The organism is Streptomyces sp. NPDC047061 (genome assembly GCF_040643955.1).
Classification (GTDB): Bacteria; Actinomycetota; Actinomycetes; order Streptomycetales; family Streptomycetaceae; genus Streptomyces.
Genome location: NZ_JBEYVI010000001.1, coordinates 21,127 through 37,644, shown reverse-complemented (window position 1 = coordinate 37,644; position 16,518 = coordinate 21,127). Strand labels below are relative to the sequence as shown.

The window sequence follows — 16,518 nt, the reverse complement described above, 5'->3', positions numbered from 1 at the left end:
AGCCGTGACCACCGCCGACGGATGGGGGGACGACGTCTACCAGCCCGACGGATCCGAGATCCGTGAGGACACGGGGCTGCTCGACGTGGAGGACACGCTGGAGTCCGACGGCGTGAGCGATCCCCTGGACCGTGGCTGGTCCCCGCCCGAGCGGCCGTGGGCGGTGGAGCACACCGGGGTGACCGCGGCGGAGCGCCGCCGGGGCGAGACCCTGGACCAGCGGCTCGCCGAGGAGCTGCCCGATCCGGCCGTCCGCGACGACGACGGCATCGGCGACTGCCAGGGCAGCGACGGCGAGCTGCTGGACAACGAGGTCGGCGACCTGCGCTCCGGCCGCCTCGTGGCCCCGAACGAGGGGGCGCACGAGGACGACGAGAACGGCCTCGTCGCCACCGACGTCGGCATCGACGGCGCCGGGGCCTCCGCCGAGGAGGCCGCGATGCACATCGTCGACGAGGACACCGCCTACGGCTGAGCCCGCCCGCCCCTGCCCGACCGCCCCGTCCTTCGAGGAGCCGCCATGCAGCAGGACAAGCACCCCGACTACCACCCCGTGGTCTTCCGCGACCGCGCCGCCGGATACGCCTTCCTGACCCGGTCCACCGCGACCAGCGACCAGACCATCGAGTGGGACGACGGCCAGAGCTACCCGGTGGTCGACGTGGAGATCTCCTCCGAGAGCCACCCCTTCTACACGGGCAAGGCCCGCACGGTGGACTCCGAGGGCCGCGTCGCCGCGTTCGAGCGCCGGTACGGTGGTGGCTCGGGGCAGGCCGGCTGACCCTCGGCGGTCGGACCCCCGGTGGTCTGCCGGCCGCCGGGTCAGATCACGTTCAGGGCGGCCGCGCAGCCTATGCCGCCGAGCACCATGAACACCGGCATGAGCACCTTCAGCTCGACCCAGCTGCCGGCGCGGAAGCGCATCGCCTTCGGCGGGCCGATCGGGTACCAGCGCCTGCGGCCGATCGGGATCGGCCACAGGACCGGGCAGCCGGAGACGGTCAGCGCGTCCCCGATGTCGTGCACCAGCGCCCCGAGCACCACCGGCAGCCCCAGCCACAGGTACTCCTGGCCGGGCTGGGTGAACAGCCAGTCCGAGCCGTTGCCCGGCTTGTCCAGGGTGCCGGCCAGGATCCAGGCGCTGGTCGCCGCCAGCAGCCACACCAGGATGTCGCTGCTGGAGCCGCGCGCCGCCCGCCACAGCAGGCCCTCGATCGCCAGCACCATGTGCGCGAAGAGGATCGCCAGCACCGCCCAGCGGCCGCCGAGGATCGCCGCGGCCGAGCAGCTCCCGCCGATCATCGCCGCCCAGACCCAGGTGTGCGTCAGCGTCCGGTGGCCGCCGTTGCGGCGCGGGTCGCCCGCCATCCGGGTCGCCTTGTAGACGGCGTAGGAGAGCTTGTCCACGATCTCGCAGACCCAGCGCGACAGGGGTCCGAAGGCCCGCGAGATGGTCGCCGCCTTGTGGTCGAGGTCGGGGGCGAGCGCGGCGCCCGCGCAGATCAGCGCCCCTACCAGGAGCACCGGCCAGGGCATCGTATGCCCGGTCGCTGCCGCCGCGGCTCCTACGCCGAGCCAGGCGGCGGCTCCCGACAGTGAGTGTGCTGGTCCCATCATGGCCGTTCCCCGCCCCATTCCTCGTATGCCGCTGTCCAGTTGACCGGGTGCGTTGACGCTCCGTCGGCGACACAGCGTAGCGGCCATGATCTTCGTGCTCGAAGCCGATTCCCCCTGAGCGGGTGGGCCAGGCAAGATGGGGGCGTGACCCTCATCGATCAGCTGCCGCCGACCGCCGACCCCGACGCCTTGTACGAGGCCTTCGAGGCATGGGCGCAGGAGCGCGGTCTCACGCTCTACCCCCACCAGGAGGAGGCGCTGATCGAGGCGGTCTCCGGGGCGAACGTGATCGTCTCGACGCCGACCGGCTCGGGCAAGAGCATGATCGCCGCGGGTGCGCACTTCGCCGCGCTGGCCCGGGACGAGGTCACCTTCTACACGGCCCCGATCAAGGCGCTGGTGTCGGAGAAGTTCTTCGAGCTGTGCAAGCTCTTCGGCACCGAGAACGTCGGCATGCTCACCGGCGACGCCTCCGTGAACTCCGACGCGCCCGTCATCTGCTGCACCGCCGAGGTGCTCGCCTCCATCGCGCTGCGCGACGGCAAGCAGGCGGACGTCGGCCAGGTCGTCATGGACGAGTTCCACTTCTACGCGGAGGGCGACCGCGGCTGGGCCTGGCAGATCCCGCTGCTCGAACTGCCCCAGGCGCAGTTCATCCTCATGTCGGCCACCCTCGGCGACGTCTCCTTCTTCGAGAAGGACCTGACCCGCCGCACCGGCCGCCCCACCGCGGTGGTCCGCTCGGCGACCCGCCCGGTACCGCTCTCCTACGAGTACCAGCTCACCCCGATGACCGAGACGCTCACCGAACTCCTGGAGAGCAGGCAGGCGCCGGTGTACATCGTGCACTTCACGCAGGCGCAGGCGGTGGAGCGGGCGCAGGCGCTGATGAGCATCAACATGTCCTCGAAGGAGGAGAAGGAGCAGATCGCCGAGCTGATCGGCAACTTCCGCTTCACCACCAAGTTCGGCCAGAACCTGTCCCGGTACGTCCGGCACGGCATCGGCGTGCACCACGCCGGCATGCTGCCCAAGTACCGGCGCCTGGTGGAGAAACTCGCGCAGGCCGGTCTGCTGAAGGTCATCTGCGGCACCGACACCCTGGGCGTGGGTGTCAACGTGCCCATCCGCACGGTGCTGTTCACCGCCCTCACCAAGTACGACGGCAACCGGGTGCGCACCCTGCGCGCCCGCGAGTTCCACCAGATCGCCGGGCGTGCGGGCCGGGCCGGCTTCGACACGGCCGGTCTGGTCGTCGCGCAGGCCCCCGAGCACGTCATCGAGAACGAGAAGGCGCTGGCCAAGGCGGGCGACGACCCGAAGAAGCGGCGCAAGGTGGTACGCAAGAAGGCGCCGGAGGGCTTCGTCGGCTGGACGGAGAACACCTTCGAGAAGCTGATCGCGTCCGAGCCGGAGCCGCTGACGTCCCGTTTCCGGGTGACGCACACGATGCTGCTGTCGGTGATCGCGCGCCCGGGCAACGCCTTCGAGGCGATGCGCCACCTTCTGGAGGACAACCACGAGCCGCGCAAGCAGCAGCTGCGGCACATCCGCCGGGCGATCGCGATCTACCGCTCGCTGCTCGACGGCGGCATCGTCGAGAAGCTCGACGAGCCCGACGCCACCGGCCGTATCGTCCGGCTCACGGTCGACCTCCAGCAGGACTTCGCGCTCAACCAGCCGCTGTCGACCTTCGCCCTGGCCGCGTTCGAACTCCTCGACCCCGAATCGCCGTCGTACGCCCTCGACATGGTGTCCGTCGTCGAGTCCACGCTGGACGACCCGCGCCAGATCCTGGCCGCCCAGATGAACAAGGCGAAGGGCGAGGCCGTCGCCGCGATGAAGGCGGACGGCGTCGAGTACGAGGAGCGCATGGAGCGCCTCCAGGACGTCACGTACCCGAAGCCCCTGGAAGAGCTGCTCTTCCACGCCTACAACACCTACCGCAAGAGCCACCCCTGGGTCGGCGACCACCCGCTGTCGCCGAAGTCGGTCATCCGGGACATGTACGAACGGGCGCTGACCTTCACCGAGTTGGTGTCGCTCTACGAGCTGGCCCGTACCGAGGGCATCGTGCTGCGCTACCTCGCGAGCGCGTACAAGGCCCTCGACCACAACATCCCGGACGACCTGAAGTCCGAGGACCTGCAGGACCTGATCGAGTGGCTGGGCGAGATGGTCCGCCAGGTCGACTCCAGCCTGCTGGACGAGTGGGAGCAGCTCGCCAACCCGGAGGAGATGACCGCCGAGGAGGCCCAGGAGAAGGCCGACGAGGTCAAGCCGGTCACCGCCAACGCGCGGGCCTTCCGGGTCCTGGTGCGCAACGCGATGTTCCGGCGCGTGGAGCTCGCCGCCCTGGACCGGGTGGACGAGCTGGGCGAGATGGACGCGGACGCCGGCTGGGACGCCGACGCCTGGGGCGAGGCGATGGACAAGTACTGGGACGAGTACGAGGACCTGGGCACCGGTCCCGACGCCCGCGGTCCCAAGCTGCTCGTGATCCAGGAGGAGCCGCAGAACGCGCTCTGGCGCGTCCGCCAGATCTTCGACGACCCGAACGACGACCACGACTGGGGCATCAGCGCGGAGATCGACCTGACGGCCTCCGACGCCGAGGGCCGCGCCGTCGTCCGCGTCACCGATGTCGGCCAGCTCTGAGCGCAGGTCCCGGAACAGGTTCGCGTACAGGCCCCAGCACAGGAGAATCCACCCCATGACCAACCCGGCCGAGAGACTGGTCGACCTGCTCGACCTGGAGCAGATCGAGGTCAACATCTTCCGTGGCCGCAGCCCCCAGGAGTCCCTCCAGCGGGTCTTCGGCGGCCAGGTGGCCGGCCAGGCGCTGGTCGCCGCCAGCCGCACCACGGAGGGCGACCGGCCGGTGCACTCGCTGCACGCGTACTTCCTGCGCCCGGGCCGGCCGGGCGTGCCGATCGTGTACCAGGTCGAACGGGTCCGGGACGGCCGGTCGTTCACCACGCGCCGGGTCACCGCCGTGCAGCAGGGCCGCACGATCTTCAATCTGACCGCCTCCTTCCACAAGCCTGAGGTGGGAGCCTTCGAGCACCAGCTGCCGCAGTTCCGCGAGGTGCCGCACCCGGAGTCGCTGCCGACGCTCGCCGAGGAGATCCGCAAGCATCTGGGCGAGCTGCCCGAGCAGCTGGAACGGATGGCGCGCCGCCAGCCCTTCGACATCCGCTATGTCGACCGACTGCGCTGGCACCCCGAGGAGATAGCGGGCTCCGAGCCGCGCAGCGCCGTGTGGATGCGCGCGGTCGGCCCGCTGGGCGACGATCCGCTGGTGCACACCTGCGCGCTGACCTACGCCAGCGACATGACCCTCCTGGACGCCGTCCGCGTCCCCGTCGAACCGCTGTGGGGGCCGCGGAACTTCGACATCGCCTCGCTGGACCACGCCATGTGGTTCCACCGGCCGTTCCGCGCGGACGAGTGGTTCCTGTACGAGCAGGAGTCCCCCATCGCCACGGGCGGGCTGGGCCTGGCCCGCGGGCGGGTCTACGACCTCAAGGGGCGGCTACTGGTGTCGGTCGTCCAGGAGGGGCTGTTCCGCGCGCTGTAGCCGAGGCGGACGCCGGTGCGGTCCGGGCCGCCGGTCAGTGGGCGGGCCGCGGGTTTCTGCGCAGCAGCCAGCCGCGCAGGCCTCGGGAGAGTTTCGGCCGGTCGAGCGCCGGATGCCGGGACGGTGCGGCGGGGCGGGGCGCCGGCCGGTGTGTGCGGGCTTGCGTGACTTCCCGGGCCAGGTCGTACCGGAACCAGTGGATCTCGTCCGGGTCGGCCGCCGTCATGAGCTCCTCGGCGAGCTGCGCGGCGGGCGAGCCCGGTGCGCCGTGGGCGGGCGGGGCCGGCCGCAAGGCCGTGACGTGGGCGCGTTCGTGAGGGTCCGTGAGCACGTCGTCGATCTCACCGGGGTCCAGGAAGCCAGCCACCACCCCGGCCCGCTCCCACGGCCCGTCCGCCTGCCGCAGCAGGAAACCGCAGTGCCGTCCGCGCCAGTTGCGGGCCCGCTGGTCCGCGCCCGCCCGCAGCCGGTCGCTCAGCTCCGCGGGCGTACGGCCGGTGAGCAGCCGGGTGTTCTTCTCGTCGGCGGCGAACCGCCGCAGCTCCTCGGCGAGATAGAGCCAGACCACGGCCCGGTACCGATTCGGGTACCACTTGACCGGAGTCACCAGGCCGAGTTTCGCGAAGCGGGTGAACCTGCCCGCCGGGACGGCCATCAAGGCCGCGCCCTCGGTCGTCCCCACGACCTGCACGCTCTCGCGGAGGGCTTCGGCCCGGCCCTGGAGCCGGTCGATCTCGGTCCGTGGGACGCGGCGGCCTCCGCCGCCTCCCTCGTCGGGTACGGTGCGGATCCGTCCGAGGTGTACCGCGAGGTCGAACTCACCCCGTTTGAGGCCCAGTTCTCGGGCGGCGCGGCTCGGCGCGCTGGTGAGCGGGCGGGACTGGGTGAGGATGGTGCCGGACATCGTCGTACTCCCCCGTGGAGTGGGTGGCTCGCGCCCGGTGCGCTTGCCGTGGATACGACCGTAGCCGGTTCGGCGAGACTCGTGGCAGGCCTGTGGACAACTCCGCCGCGGGGGATGAATCCGCAGGTCAGAGGTCTATCGCGGAGGACCGTTCAGGTTGCCTGGCGTCCACTGCGAGGTGTTCGCCGACGCGGTTGACCAGGAGGGTCATCTCGTAGGCGATCTGGCCGATGTCGGCCTCCGCGCCGCTGAGCACGCACAGGCAGCTGCCGGTTCCGGCCGCGGTGACGAACAGGACCGCCTCGTCGTACTCGATCATCGTCTGGCGGACCTGGCCCGCGCCGAAGTGGCGTCCGGAGCCCTTGGCAAGGCTGTGCAGCCCGGAGGCGACGGCGGCCAGATGCTCCGCGTCCTCCCGGCGTAGGCCCGTGCTCGCTCCTGTGACCAGTCCGTCGTTCGACAGGACCAGCGCGTGCCGTACGTGCTCCACCCGCTCGGTCAGGTCGTCGAGCAGCCAGCCGAGTCCCTGGTTCTGCGCCATGTCGTAGCGTCTCCCCGTGTAGCGTCTCCCCCTGGCTGGAGGATCTACCCGCCAGCCTTCCCCACCACCGGCGTCCGGGCAAGGAGGATGGGGACATGGCAGAGAAGATGACCGACGAGGAATGGCGGGCGTTCGTCTCGCACGGCACCCGCACCGGCAAGCTGTCCACCGTAAACGCCGATGGCAGCCCGCATGTGGCCCCCATCTGGTTCCTGCTGGACGGGGACGAGCTGGTCTTCAACACCGGCAAGGACACCGTGAAAGGGCGCAATCTCGCCCGTGACGGGCGTGTCGCCCTCTGTGTGGACGACGACCGGCCCCCCTTCCACTTCGTGGTGGTGAACGGCCGTGCCCGGCTCTCGGAGGACCTGGACGAACTCCGTGATTCGGCCACCCGGATCTCGGCCCGCTACATGGGGGCGGAGCGCGCGGAGGAGTTCGGCGCCCGCAACGGCGTCCCCGGCGAGCTGCTGGTCCGGGTCACCGTGGAGAAGGTGGTGGCGCTCAAGGACCTCACGGGCTGAGGCTCAGCCCACCGAGTCGAGGAGCCGGGCGGTGTGCATCCGTCCGGCGTACTCGACGAGCCGGATCAGCACCTCCTTGCCGGAGTCCCGGTCGCGGGCGTCGCACAGGACCACGGGTGTGCCCTGGTCCAGGTCGAGGGCCCGGGAGACGTCGTGGGCGCCGTAACTGCGGGCACCGGTGAAGCAGTTGACGGCGACGACGAACGGGATGTGCCGGTGCTCGAAGTAGTCGACCGCCGGGAAGCAGTCCTCCAGACGGCGGGTGTCGGCCAGGACGACGGCGCCGAGTGCTCCTTGCGACAGTTCGTCCCAGAGGAACCAGAAGCGGTCCTGGCCCGGGGTGCCGAAGAGGTACAGGGAGAGGCCGGAGCGGATGGTGATGCGGCCGAAGTCCATGGCGACGGTGGTGGTGACCTTCTGGTCCACGCCGTCCGTGTCGTCCACCAACTGGCCCGCTTCGCTGAGCATTTCCTCGGTGCGCAGCGGCCGGATCTCGCTGACGGCGCCTACCAGGGTCGTCTTCCCGACGCCGAAGCCGCCGGCGACCAATATCTTGAGCGCCATGGCCGACGCGTCGTCGGCGGTGGACTCGGAGTGCTCGGAGACCATGATCACTTCTCTCGGGAGGGCTCTCGGGAGGGCCGGGAGGACCTGCTGCGGTGGACGTCGGGACACCCGCGACGCGGCACGGGATGGTGCGAAGCCAGCATCATGACAACTGCCGTCCCGTCGCGGACGGTTGGACCGGAACACGTCTGTTCTGACCGGCTCGCGCCCGGTTGGTTCCGGATGCTCGTCTACAGTGCCCGCAATCCCTCGATGACCTCGCGCAGAATCCGTTCGTCGGGCAGCTGGGCCGGTGGCACCGGGCGGCTCACCGTGACGCGGCCCAGCTCCAGCAGGTCGCCCAGGAGCACCCGGACCACGCCCACGGGGAGGTCGGCGCCGGCGGCGAGTTCGGCGACGGACTGCGTCTCCGGCCGGCACAGGTCGACCAGTGCGCGGTGTTCGGGGCCGAGCGCGGTGTCGTCGTCGGTGCCGGCCGCGCCCGGGTCGAGCGTGACCAGGGCGATCAGGTCGAACTTCACGCCGGTGGGGCCGGGTTGGGTGCGGCCCCCGGTCATGGCGTAGGGGCGGACCAGCGGCCCGGCCTCGCTGTCGTACCACTGGCTGCCCGGCTCGATCGGGACGCCGGTCGTGTACTCGGTCATCGGTGGCGGTCTTCCGGCTCAGCCGGCGGCGGGCGGCCGGGCGGCGACGCGCGGCGCGGTGTAGAGGTGCTCGCCGACGCGTTTGACCAGGCGGGCCATCTCGTAGGCGACCAGGCCGATGTCGGCCGTCACGTCGGTGAGCAGGGCGAGGCAGGAGCCGTCGCCCGCGGCGGCCACGAAGAGGAAGGCGTCGTCCATCTCGACCATGGTCTGACGCACCCCGCCCGCCCCGAAGTGCCGTCCGGCGCCCTTGGCGAGGCTGTTGAAGCCGGAGGCCACGGCGGCGAGGTGCTCGGCGTCCTCGCGTTCGAGGCCGGTCGACGCGCCGACGGCGAGTCCGTCGTTGGACAGTACGACGGCGTGCCGTACCTCGCTGACGCGCAGCACCAGGTCGTCCAGCAGCCAGTCGAGTTCGCCGGAGCGCCGGTCTGCCCTCGTGCTCGGGTCCTGGATCATGGGCGGTCTCCTTCGGTGCTGTCGTTGCCCTCTTCGGATTCCGGGGCGGCTCCGCGGCCGGGCTGTCTGCCTCCGCCGCGCGTCCAGCCATCGCGGTAGGCGGTCATGCGGTCGCGGACGAGTTCGGGGGTGCGCTCGTCCCCGCCGCGGGCGGGCGCGGGCTCCTCGGCGCGGGGATCGCGCAGTTGGGGGGCGAGGCTCGCCTGCCGTACCCGGCGTGGAAGGTCGTCGTCGGCGGGCTCGGAGTCGTGCGGTGGGCGGTGCGGCCTCAAGGTGGTGACTCCGGGGGGCGGGGGTTCGGGCGCCGGGCGCGGTGCGGTGCGGGTGGCGGCGAGGGCGGGCCGGCCGGCGGGGGCCGGCTCCGGGAGAGCTGCGGCGCGGGGCACGCGCGCGTGGGCACGTGCCGGTGCCTGTCCGGTGTCGGCCACCGGACCGGTGGAACGTTCCGCCGAGCCGCCGTGCAGCAGGGCCTTCGGCAGCAGGACCACCGCGGTGGTGCCGCCGTACGGGGACGTGCGCAGATGCACCTTGATGCCGTGGCGGGCCGCGAGCCTGCTGACCACGAAGAGGCCGAGCCGGTCGCTGTCGAACAGGTCGAGCGCCTCGGACTGCTCGATGCGCCGGTTGGCCTCGGCGAGGGTCTCCTGGCCCATGCCGAGCCCGCGGTCCTCGACCTCCAGGGCGTAGCCGTTGCCGACGGGCTCTCCGATGATGCGCACGCGGGTGTGCGGCGGCGAGAACTGGGCGGCGTTCTCCACCACCTCGGCGAGCAGGTGGGTGAGGTCGGCGACGGCCGCGCCGACGACAGCCGCCTCGGGGAGCTGTCGTACCTCCACGCGCGCGTAGTCCTCGACTTCGGACACGGCGGCCCGTACCACGTTGGTCAGGGACACGGGCATCCGCCAGGCCCGGCCGGGGGCGGCTCCGGAGAGGATGATCAGGCTCTCCGCGTGGCGGCGCATCCGGGTGGTGAGGTGGTCGAGGCGGAAGAGGTCGCTCAGTTCGCCGGGGTCGTCGGAGCGCCGCTCCATGCTGTCCAGCAGGCTCAGCTGGCGGTGGACCAGGATCTGGCTGCGGCGGGCGAGGTTGACGAAGACTCCCGAGATGCCGCTGGCGAGTTCGGCGCGCTCCACGGCGGCGCGCAGGGCGGCGCGGTGCACGGTGCCGAGGGCCTCGGCGACCTGTCCGGTCTCGTCCTCCGCGGGCGGTCCCGGGGGCGCCTCCGCGCGTACGTCGATCTCCTCGCCGGCCCGCAGCCTGTGCATCGCCTCGGGGAGTTTGCGGCGGGCGATCTCCAGGGCGCTGTTGCGCAGGCTCACCAGCTCGACGACGAGACCGCGCCCGATGCGAACGGAGATGACGAGCGAGGCGACCACCGCGAGCAGACCGAACAGGACGGCGGCCCCGGCCGGGGTGAGCAGGCCGCGGGCGAAGGGGTCGGCCCGGCCCGCGACCGCGCGTGCCGTGTCGGCCTGCATCTTCCGCATGCCGTCCTGCACGCGTGTGTGCGCGGTGTCCCAGGTGGCTTCCGGGGCCGCGCCGACCGCCTTGGCTCCGGGCGAGCTCGCGAGGATCCTGTCCTCGGCGGCGGTCAGCGCGGTGTAGTCGTCTCCGTCGGCGAGCCGCTGCCACGCGCTGCGCCGGGCCCCCGGCAGATCGGCGACGGCCGTGTCGGTGAGTACGCGGCGGGTGTCGACGGCGCCGGTGAACAGCCGCAGTCGCCGGCCGTCGAGGCCACCGGCCAGCCGGGCACCGCCGAGGACCGCGTCCTCCTGGGCCAGCGCCTCGCCCGCACGGGAGAACTCGAGCAGCACGCGCGCGTCGGAGCCCATGTCGTCGGCCTGGATGCCGGTGAGGGCGCCGTCCACGGCGAAGCCCGAGGCGATGGTCTGCGTGTACTGCCCGTACGCCGCGTCCCAGCCGGTGCCGCGGTTCTGCACCGCCCGCCGCAGCGTGCGCAGCTGCTCGGCGCCGGTGACGAAGGCCTTCAGTCTCTGGGCCACGCCGGAGGGCAGTTCCTCGCTGTCGGCGACGGTGCTGTCCTTGCCGAGCCGTAGTGCGGCCACGGCCTGATCGGTACGGGCGCCGAGCCTCTTGAGGTCGGCGGTCTGTTCGGCGGCGGGATCGGTCGCGTACCGGACCGCTGCGGCCCGCTCGGCCTGGAGCGCGGTGACGGCGGCGGCGACCGGGGTGCGCAGCGCGGCGTCGACGCGCTGCGACTGGCGCAGCCGGGAGACGTCCTGTGCCGTGGTGACCGTGGCGTACGCCCACAGGGCGAGCAGGGACATGACCGGCACCATGAGCAGGCAGACGACCTTGGCCCGCACGGTCCGCGGGCGCAGCCGCCAGCCCCCGGGCCGCGTGGGCGCGTTGTCCGCCGCGGTGCCGGGCAGGTCGTCGACCGGTTCGTCGGCAGGTGGTCCGGCGTGTGCGCGACGGCCGCGCTGCGGCTGCGCCGGCGGTGTCTCCGGGCCTGCTGTGGGGGTCCTACGGGGTGTACGCATGGCCTCCTCGCTCGGGAAAGGTGGGTCGGCGCCGGGTCAGGGTGCGGCGCTCGTGACGGGCCGTTGGGCCGAGGCGGACGCCTCGCGCTCCCCGGCCGTGGGCGAGAGCGCGACGAAGGCGGAGGTGAGGAACAGATAGGACCCGAGGCCGACGGCGAGGGGGAAGATGAACTGCATCGCCGTGGCCCCGGGCAGCGGGCTGCCGGAGGGCGTGACGTGCACGCTGACCGCGAACATCCCGGTGTAGTGCATGCTGCTGACGGCCGCTCCCATGACCAGGGAGGCGGCGGTGACCGCGACGGGCGACCTGATGTTGAGCGCCGCCCACAGGGCCGCGGTCGCGGCGACCACGGCGATGAGGACGGAGAGCCCGACGAGCATCGGGTCGTAGCGCACGGCGCCGTGCAGCCGGACGGCCGCCATGCCGAGGTAGTGCATGCTGGCGACGCCCAGGCCGGTGGTGAGTCCGCCCAGCAGGAGCGCCCGGTTGCGGTCGCGGCTGTAGCCGACGGCGAAGACGCCGGCGCTGACGACGACCACGGCGACGAGCAGGCTGAGGACGGTCAGCGGTACGTCGTAGCGGATGTCGGTGCCGCTGACGCCGAAGCCGAGCATGGCCACGAAGTGCATGGTCCAGATGCCGGTGCCGAGCGCGGAGGCCGCGGTGAGCAGCCAGTTGCGGCGCGAGCGGCCGGTACTGCCGAGCGCGCGGACGGTGCAGCGCAGCCCCAGTGCGGCGCCTATGCAGGCCATGACGTACGACAGCGCGGGGGTCAGCCAGCCGAAGGTGGCGTGGTCCAGATGTCCCATGGCTCAGGGACGCTAGGGGGCACGGGCGCACAAAGGGGGCGCATTTCGAAAGGTGTTGCAATATGACTCAGAGATGTGCCGGAACGATCGCGTCCCGCTCGAACGTGCGCACAGGGTCGTCCTCCGTGACGGTGAGGGATCATGCGGACCATGAGCGATGACCACACGCACGTCCGGGAGTTCTTCACCGCGCGAGCGGCCGACTGGGACGACAGGTTCCCCGACGACGGTCCCGCGTACGCGGCCGCGGTCGCCGATCTGGGGCTGCGCACGGGCGACCGGGTGCTCGACGCGGGGTGCGGCACCGGGCGCGCCCTGCCGCCGCTCCGCCGGGCCGTGTGACCCACCGGCGCGGTCCTCGGGATGGATCTCACCCCGGCGATGCTCCAGGCCGCCCGGCAGGCCGGCCGGGACCGTGACGGGCGCTTGCTGCTCGCCGACGTCGCCGCGCTGCCGATGCGGCCGGAGTCCCTGGACGCCGTGTTCGCCGCGGGCCTGATAGCCCATCTGCCCCGTCCGGCGGAGAACCTGCGGGAGCTGGCGCGCGTGGTCCGCCCCGGCGGCTCCCTGGCCCTGTTCCATCCCATCGGCCGGTCCGCCCTGGCCGCACGCCAGGGCCGACAGGTCACGCCGGACGACCTGCGCGCGGAGGCCAACCTCGGCCCGCTGCTCGCCGGTGCGGGCTGGCACCTGACGTCGTACGTGGACGAGGACGCGCGGTTCCTGGCGCTGGCGGTCCGTGGACGTTAGCCGGCGACCGCCGTGGCGAAGGCGTCGGGCCGAGGATGTGGACGACCCGTTCCGCCGCGGCATCCTGACCGTCGCCCGCACCACGAGCCGTGCGGAACTTGCCCGGCTGCGCGCCACCATCGCCTCGCTGGAAGCCGAGGCCGGTCGAGGCGACCGGGCGAGGCCCTCTTCTGTTGCCGGGGCTTCAACTCTACGTTCGACAGGGGAAGCCACATGTTCGCAGGCGACAGCCGACCCGGGGGAAGGAGCCCGCGTGTTCGACCGGATCCGCAGGTACGCAGGCAGATTTCGAGGCGTCGAGGGCACGGACATGCCGGAACGGCGTGCGAGCCGTGAGCGGCGTGCACACAACTTGTTCGAGGCGGCGGCCGTCTATGTCACGGCCCGGGCGGAGGACGACCAGGAGCGAATGGAGGAGGCGGCCGGCTGGGTGTCGCCGGAGGCCCTGTCGTTCGGGGTGAGTGAGCTGGCCTGCCGGGCTGTGATCACCCTGGCACGGGAGCGCGACGAGTCGCCGGCGACGGTGGCTCGCGACCTCCTCGGGCTGCCCGTGGCCTGACCCTCGGTGCCGCCGGGATCGCCGCTCTTCCGCGCCGCCGAGGTCGTTTCGTCCGGTCCCGGTGGAAAACTGCAGCTCGCGTGTGGAGGCCGGTCGTGACAACAGCCTTCCCGTCCCACTAGGGTGCGCGCCGTTGGACGAACCACTGGGGAGGCAGGGATGGCCGGGACCGACGAGGAGGCCGTCGCCGCGGACGAGGCACTGTACGTGCTCACGGCGGTGCTGCTGACGCCAGCGAAGTTTCCGAGCGTGCTGGGCGACGACTATCCGGAGGCATGCGCTGCGCTGGCGCTGGCACCGCGCGCCGACGGGTACGGCCTGGTGCTCGGCCAGGACGGCGAAGGGGCGCGCTGGACGGTCGTCATCGACGACGTGTCGCTGGTCGCCGTGGCGATCGCGTCCTGGGACTGCGGCATGGAGTACGACCTGTCGCCGGACGAACGCACGGTGGTCGCCGCCCTGCCCGGCTGGCCGCTGGCGGTCGCCGTGGCGGCTCCCAACGTCCCCGCGCCGCACGACCCCGGCCCGGAGGTGGCGGACCAGGCTCCGCTGACCCCGCCGGACACCAGCACCTGGGGTGCGGCACAGCGGCGGCTGGGCGCGGACGAGATCGCCCTCCAGTGGGCGATCTGGCGGGAGCAGATCAGCGACGACCTCTTCCCGGCACTCCCGGCACCGGCGGGAGCCGAGGAGGCCCCGGAAGCCTCCGAGGAGGCCCCGCAGGACGCCGAGGAGGCCCCGCAGGGGCACGTCGGAGTCCGGCGGGTCCTGGCCGAGGCGTGGGCCTACGTGGACACGCCTCCGCCGCTGGGCCGGGTCCGCTCCTCCTTCGCCCCGGGCGACGCCCGTACGCTGCGCGCCGACGGGCCCGGCTGGTCGCTGGTGGCCCGCACCGACGACATCGCCTTCGTGCTCCTCGACGAGGAACCCGGCGAGGTCCTGCCGGTCGGCCGGGGCCCCGAGCTCCCCGGCCTCCTGGAAGCCCTCGACAAGATGGCCGTACGGCCCCTGTGAGCCCTCCCGGTCCGCATCCCGCCGCGGGCGCGGCGGGTCACGCGGCCCCGGGCGGGCGGCTCAGCGGCCGATCTCCTTGCGCGTGACCCGGCGCAGCCTGCGCCGCTGCGAGGGGTCGAGGGCGAGGTACGCGGCCACCGGGACGCCCACCACGATCAGGAACGTCACCCACCAGGGCAGCCATATCAGCAGGATGAGCCCGACCGCCACACCCCCTGCGGCGATCTTCGCGTTCTTCGACATCAGCGTCGCCTCCTTCGCGGCCGTTGCCGCTCTCTGATCTGAAAACGGGCCCGCGCTTCCCGCGGTTCCGGACCGCGACCCTGAGACATCCCTGACGTGGGACCCCTACTGGCCCCCGAGTACCGGCGAGTGCCGACGCGTGCCGAGTCGAACAGATTGTGGAGCAGCCCCGCTCCCAGCGTAACCACTCCGGACGGGTTGCCGCGGCGGACGTTCAGGGGGCGACGCGGCCCTGCGAAAGCCCCCTCGGAAGCCGCACGAGAAATCCTGCGAGGCGCCCTGCGGGGAAGCCTGCGGAAAACCCCACCCCGACAGGCCGGTTGGCCGGATGGCCGGTGGCTGCGGGGATTCGTACGGTCACGATATGAAGCGAATGAGCAGGATACTGGTGATCTCGGCGGTGTCCGCCGCACTGACGGCGAGCAGCGCGACGGCCGTGGTCGCGCAGGGATCGGGCGCACCGGCGGCCGCCGCCGTCGCCCCGGTGGGGACACACGGGTCACGGGGCGCGGTGGTGTCCGTGGAGCACCTGCGGACGCTGACCGCCCGGCAGGTCGCGGCCGAACTGACGGGGGACGAGGGGGGTGCCTGGGACACCGGCGCCGTGCGCCACGGCCTGGACACCTTCCGGATCGTGTACCGCACGGTGGATCCGCACGGCCGGCCCACCACCGCCAGCGGGCTGCTGGCCCTGCCGCGCAGTGGTGAACGGCGGTTGCAGGCGGTGTCGTTCACGCACGGCACCGAGCTGTACAAGGGCGACGTCGCCTCCGTCTCGGACGAGGTCTGGGACCAGGCCCCCGCCCTGACCTACGCGTCCGCAGGATTCGCCGCGGTGCTCCCCGACTACCTCGGAATGGGTCTGGGGCCCGGCCCCCACCCCTGGATGGACGTGCCTTCGGAGACGACGGCGGCCCTGGACATGCTGCGGGCGTCCCGCACCGTCGCGGCGCAGCAGGGCCGGGAGCTGCGCCGCGGGGTGCTGGTCACCGGCTTCTCCCAGGGCGCCTCGGCGGCCCTGGGGCTGGCCCGGTCGCTGCAGGAGGGGGCCGACGGCTGGTTCCGGCTCCGCGCGGTGGCACCGGTCAGCGGCGCCTACGCGTTCCGGGACGCGGCGCTGCCGGCGCTGCTGGCCGGGCGGACGGACCCGAAGGCGAGCGTGATCTACACGGCTCTGTTCCTGGTCGCCTTCAACCGCCTGCACCACCTGTACGACACGCCGGCTCAGGTCTTCCGGGCGCCGTACGACCGCACGATCGAGGGCCTGCTGGACGGCACCCACACCGGTCAGGAGGTCGTGGCCCGCACCCCGGACTCCCTCGACGCGCTGCTCACCGCGCGGGGCCGGGCGATGCTGGCCCACCCCACCGGGCGGCTGGCGGCGGCCCTGCGTGTCACGGACAGCGTGTGCACCGACTGGACGCCGCGCGCTCCGGTGAGGCTCTACTACGCCAACGGGGACGAACAGGCCGTCAACACGAACACGGCGTACTGCCACGCCGCTCTGCGCGCCCACGACGTCGACGCCCCGCTGGTCGACCTCGGCACCCCGGACTACGGCGGTTCCCGCCGCCTCGGCTCCCAGCAGGCGGCGACCGCCGCCGTGGTGCGGTGGTTCCGGACGCTGCGGTAGGCGCACCGGAGCGCGGACTCCGCGCCGGCGGAGCGGCCGGGAGGCGCGTGCGGGCCGCGGAATCCGACGGTCCGCCACCGAAGAGCCGAAAACCGATGATCCGCCGAGTGGTGGTCGCCCTCCGTTCACCGGCCGGTCGAACGGAGTTCCCTCTGGGGCCCAACTCTGGCCG

General features: G+C 72.4%; 17 protein-coding genes and 2 pseudogenes. 10 read left to right on the top strand and 9 right to left on the bottom strand.

The genetic code is table 11. The annotated features are described in order from the left end of the window. Positions 1 to 4 precede the first annotated feature (4 nt). The gene (locus ABZ887_RS00200) at positions 5 to 475 is read left to right on the top strand and encodes a DUF5709 domain-containing protein (RefSeq protein ID WP_361281139.1); all 471 of its coding nucleotides are present in this window, start codon (positions 5 to 7) and stop codon (positions 473 to 475) included. 45 nt (positions 476 to 520) lie between these two features. Beyond that, complete coding sequence (locus tag ABZ887_RS00195; RefSeq protein ID WP_361281137.1) at positions 521 to 781, top strand: type B 50S ribosomal protein L31; 261 nt, start codon at positions 521 to 523, stop codon at positions 779 to 781. Positions 782 to 822: 41 nt separating this feature from the next. Here the strand turns inward: ABZ887_RS00195 and ABZ887_RS00190 are convergent, their stop codons facing one another. Next, entirely contained in the window at positions 823 to 1,617 is a 795-nt protein-coding gene (locus ABZ887_RS00190) for a metal-dependent hydrolase (RefSeq protein WP_361281135.1), read from the bottom strand. A gap of 144 nt (positions 1,618 to 1,761) precedes the next feature. Here ABZ887_RS00190 and ABZ887_RS00185 point away from each other — a divergent pair, with 144 nt between their 5' ends. Together ABZ887_RS00185 and ABZ887_RS00180 are read left to right on the top strand one after the other, a co-directional pair. Then, a complete protein-coding gene (locus tag ABZ887_RS00185) occupies positions 1,762 to 4,275 on the top strand; it encodes a DUF3516 domain-containing protein (RefSeq protein ID WP_361281132.1) in 2,514 nt (837 codons plus the stop codon). A 55-nt stretch (positions 4,276 to 4,330) separates the two neighbouring features. Beyond that, positions 4,331 to 5,197, top strand: coding sequence for an acyl-CoA thioesterase II (locus ABZ887_RS00180; protein WP_361281130.1), 867 nt, complete (start codon positions 4,331 to 4,333; stop codon positions 5,195 to 5,197). 34 nt (positions 5,198 to 5,231) lie between these two features. Here ABZ887_RS00180 and ABZ887_RS00175 read toward each other — a convergent pair whose 3' ends face one another. Both ABZ887_RS00175 and ABZ887_RS00170 read right to left on the bottom strand, forming a co-directional pair. After that, a complete protein-coding gene (locus ABZ887_RS00175) occupies positions 5,232 to 6,101 on the bottom strand; it encodes a DUF6397 family protein (protein WP_361281127.1) in 870 nt (289 codons plus the stop codon). 127 nt (positions 6,102 to 6,228) lie between these two features. After that, complete coding sequence (locus tag ABZ887_RS00170; protein WP_351710428.1) at positions 6,229 to 6,642, bottom strand: roadblock/LC7 domain-containing protein; 414 nt, start codon at positions 6,640 to 6,642, stop codon at positions 6,229 to 6,231. A 95-nt stretch (positions 6,643 to 6,737) separates the two neighbouring features. On the opposite strand from ABZ887_RS00170, the gene ABZ887_RS00165 reads away from it, so the two are divergent. Beyond that, positions 6,738 to 7,166: a PPOX class F420-dependent oxidoreductase gene (locus tag ABZ887_RS00165; RefSeq protein WP_361281124.1), complete on the top strand. Its 429-nt coding sequence runs from the start codon at positions 6,738 to 6,740 to the stop codon at positions 7,164 to 7,166. A gap of 3 nt (positions 7,167 to 7,169) precedes the next feature. Here the strand turns inward: ABZ887_RS00165 and ABZ887_RS00160 are convergent, their stop codons facing one another. From ABZ887_RS00160 to ABZ887_RS00140, 5 genes are all read right to left on the bottom strand, one after another. Then, positions 7,170 to 7,775 (bottom strand): ATP/GTP-binding protein, encoded by a 606-nt coding sequence (locus ABZ887_RS00160; protein ID WP_361281122.1) that lies wholly within the window; start codon positions 7,773 to 7,775, stop codon positions 7,170 to 7,172. Between the two features lie 188 nt (positions 7,776 to 7,963). Next, the gene (locus ABZ887_RS00155; protein WP_361281120.1) at positions 7,964 to 8,377 is read right to left on the bottom strand and encodes a DUF742 domain-containing protein; all 414 of its coding nucleotides are present in this window, start codon (positions 8,375 to 8,377) and stop codon (positions 7,964 to 7,966) included. Positions 8,378 to 8,395: 18 nt separating this feature from the next. Next, entirely contained in the window at positions 8,396 to 8,833 is a 438-nt protein-coding gene (locus tag ABZ887_RS00150; protein WP_361281118.1) for a roadblock/LC7 domain-containing protein, read from the bottom strand. Further along, the gene (locus ABZ887_RS00145; RefSeq protein ID WP_361281116.1) at positions 8,830 to 11,337 is read right to left on the bottom strand and encodes a nitrate- and nitrite sensing domain-containing protein; all 2,508 of its coding nucleotides are present in this window, start codon (positions 11,335 to 11,337) and stop codon (positions 8,830 to 8,832) included. Before ABZ887_RS00145 ends, ABZ887_RS00150 begins: the two co-directional genes overlap by 4 nt. 36 nt (positions 11,338 to 11,373) lie before the next feature. Beyond that, entirely contained in the window at positions 11,374 to 12,147 is a 774-nt protein-coding gene (locus ABZ887_RS00140; RefSeq protein ID WP_361281113.1) for an MHYT domain-containing protein, read from the bottom strand. Positions 12,148 to 12,297: 150 nt separating this feature from the next. Between ABZ887_RS00140 and ABZ887_RS00135 the strand changes: the two are divergent. From ABZ887_RS00135 to ABZ887_RS00120, 4 genes and pseudogenes are all read left to right on the top strand, one after another. After that, positions 12,298 to 12,897 (top strand): annotated as a pseudogene (locus tag ABZ887_RS00135) (class I SAM-dependent methyltransferase). Positions 12,898 to 12,922: 25 nt separating this feature from the next. Continuing rightward, positions 12,923 to 13,030: pseudogene (locus ABZ887_RS00130) on the top strand (PadR family transcriptional regulator); the annotation flags it as partial. A 177-nt stretch (positions 13,031 to 13,207) separates the two neighbouring features. Beyond that, on the top strand, positions 13,208 to 13,456 hold the full coding sequence (locus tag ABZ887_RS00125) for a hypothetical protein (RefSeq protein WP_361282390.1): 249 nt from the start codon (positions 13,208 to 13,210) through the stop codon (positions 13,454 to 13,456). Between the two features lie 159 nt (positions 13,457 to 13,615). Then, the gene (locus ABZ887_RS00120) at positions 13,616 to 14,470 is read left to right on the top strand and encodes a hypothetical protein (RefSeq protein WP_361281110.1); all 855 of its coding nucleotides are present in this window, start codon (positions 13,616 to 13,618) and stop codon (positions 14,468 to 14,470) included. A gap of 60 nt (positions 14,471 to 14,530) precedes the next feature. Here ABZ887_RS00120 and ABZ887_RS00115 read toward each other — a convergent pair whose 3' ends face one another. Beyond that, entirely contained in the window at positions 14,531 to 14,713 is a 183-nt protein-coding gene (locus tag ABZ887_RS00115) for a hypothetical protein (RefSeq protein WP_089106542.1), read from the bottom strand. Positions 14,714 to 15,086: 373 nt separating this feature from the next. Here ABZ887_RS00115 and ABZ887_RS00110 point away from each other — a divergent pair, with 373 nt between their 5' ends. Then, positions 15,087 to 16,346, top strand: coding sequence for a lipase (locus tag ABZ887_RS00110; protein ID WP_361281108.1), 1,260 nt, complete (start codon positions 15,087 to 15,089; stop codon positions 16,344 to 16,346). Positions 16,347 to 16,518: the final 172 nt, after the last annotated feature.